The sequence below is a fragment of the Corallococcus exercitus genome (assembly GCF_003611585.1).
In the GTDB taxonomy this organism is placed as follows: domain Bacteria; phylum Myxococcota; class Myxococcia; order Myxococcales; family Myxococcaceae; genus Corallococcus; species Corallococcus exercitus.
In genome coordinates this window covers 1-379 of the sequence record NZ_RAVW01000957.1, presented here as the reverse complement: position 1 = coordinate 379, position 379 = coordinate 1, and the positions used below count along the sequence as shown (strand labels likewise).

Below are 379 nucleotides of genomic sequence, written 5' to 3'. Positions count from 1 at the left end.
CCCTCTACCTGCTTCGGCCGATAAAGCCGACGATAATACTCCAGACGTTGTAGATATAACGGCACGCTTTCATCAGGTATTCCGGACGGAATCGCGTTACGGGGAGGTAGTTTTTTCAGATACTCCCGGAACGCCTGGCTCGATGCCATGAAATCTACGGCTTTATCGATAAGAAGCGGAACGTTTTCACCTAATTTGCCCATGATGATATCTCCGTATTACCCCGCGCCGGGAATGCGCGGCCGCCAATTTTAGTTTAGATCCCGGTATAAATGACATTAAGGAAAACGTGCTCAATCCTCAATAATCATCCGTTTCTATTAACTATCTTTTTTCTTTAAATTTCTTAATTAATCAATAAATTGCGTAGTTTTTAAGC

The 379-nt window shown here is 43.3% G+C and carries 1 protein-coding gene; it reads right to left on the bottom strand.

Annotated elements, in window-relative coordinates:
• Positions 1–203: protein YibT (gene yibT / locus D7W79_RS43075; protein WP_120530820.1), on the bottom strand; the 203-nt coding region annotated here is incomplete at its 3' end.
• Positions 204–379: the final 176 nt, after the last annotated feature.